The 1,494-nt window shown below is 59.3% G+C and carries 1 protein-coding gene; it reads left to right on the top strand.

The annotated features are described in order from the left end of the window. Positions 1-186: 186 nt before the first annotated feature. Complete coding sequence (locus ACQRD3_RS13490; RefSeq protein ID WP_427781735.1) at positions 187-1,413, top strand: IS110 family transposase; 1,227 nt, start codon at positions 187-189, stop codon at positions 1,411-1,413. Positions 1,414-1,494: the final 81 nt, after the last annotated feature.

Raw genomic sequence — 1,494 nt, 5'->3', positions numbered from 1 at the left:
GTGTGGTAGACTGGAGGCGCACGGTACAAGGCCGGTTTTTCTATGACGCCACGAGCGCGCTAATCAAACTGGTATCATGCTCTCCCGTTGAACCACAAATTGTCCAGCCCGGATTGGGCAAGAGGACGCATAGTAAAGTGAAGCCGTAGGAGAGCACACCGTGACAACAAAATGAGGAGGCTCATTATGGAAGTTGTCTATCGGTGCTGTTGTGGGATCGACGTGCACAAGAACCTCATCGTAGCCTGTCTGAGAAAAGGCGGCAGGCAGGAGCTGCGGGAGTTCGGCACAATGACCGGTGAGATCAAAGCGTTGGCCAACTGGCTGACGGAGGCGGGCTGTGAGATGGCAGCCATGGAGAGCACGGGGCCATATTGGAAGCCCCTGTACAACCTGTTCGAATTGCTGGGCCTGGACACCATGATCGTCAACGCTGCCCACATGAAGGCGGTGCCAGGACGCAAGACAGATTCGAAGGACGCGGAGTGGATCGCGGAGTTGCTCCAGCACGGCCTTTTGCGGGCAAGCTTCGTCCCTAGCCGGGAACAGCGGGAGATGCGGGAACTGACCCGCTACCGTAAGAGCATCATCGAAGAGCGTAGCCGGGAGCTGAACCGTCTACAAAAGGTGCTGGAGGGCGCCAACATCAAGCTGGGCAGCGTGGTGGCGGATATTCACAGTAAGAGCGCCCAGCGCCTGCTGGAGCGGCTTGCCGCGGGAGAGACAATGGACAACAGTGAGGAGATCTCCAAGCTGCTCCACAAGAGTCTCCTGCCCAAGTTGGACGAAATCGTGGCGGCTCTGGATGGGATCGTCACGCCGCTGCAGCGGGCTCTGCTGGCGCAGATCCTCGACCACATCGATGACCTGGACAAACGCATCAAGGAGCTGGACCGGATGGCGGAAGCGTACATGGCGGAGTTCCAGCCGGCCATTGCGGAGGTTTGCCAAATGCCTGGGATCGCCCAGCGCAGCGCGGAGGTCATTCTGGCGGAGACAGGCATAGATATGAGCCGGTTCCCCTCCGCGGCACATCTGTGCTCCTGGGCTGGGGTCTGTCCGGGCAACCACCAGAGCGCCGGGAAACGGTATCATGGCAAGACGCGCAAGGGGAATAAGACGCTGAAGTCCATGCTGGTGCAGTGCGCCAAGGTGGCCAGCAGAGTGAAGGGCTCTTATTTTGCGGCCCAGTACCAGCGCATCGCAGCGAGACGCGGAAAGAACCGGGCGACCATGGCCGTGGCCCACTCCATGCTCATCGCCATCTACCATGTTCTGAAGGAGGGCGTTCCGTTTCACGATCTGGGAGCAGATTATTATGACGGCTTCCGCAGAGAACACAAAATTCGAAGCTACTTGAAGCGGCTGCAAGCCTTGGGCCGGGAGCCGGAGCTTTCCCCCACTACCGTCTGAAATACGTGACGATCCCTACCCGGCACGGAAATCCGCGGCGGGCAGCTCCGCCGCGCCCTGACGGAGATAGGTTTTCATAAT

The organism is Candidatus Pseudoscillospira sp. SGI.172 (assembly GCF_050313575.1).
Taxonomy (GTDB): Bacteria; Bacillota; Clostridia; order Oscillospirales; family Oscillospiraceae; genus Vermiculatibacterium.
This window is presented reverse-complemented; position numbering and strand designations above follow the sequence as displayed.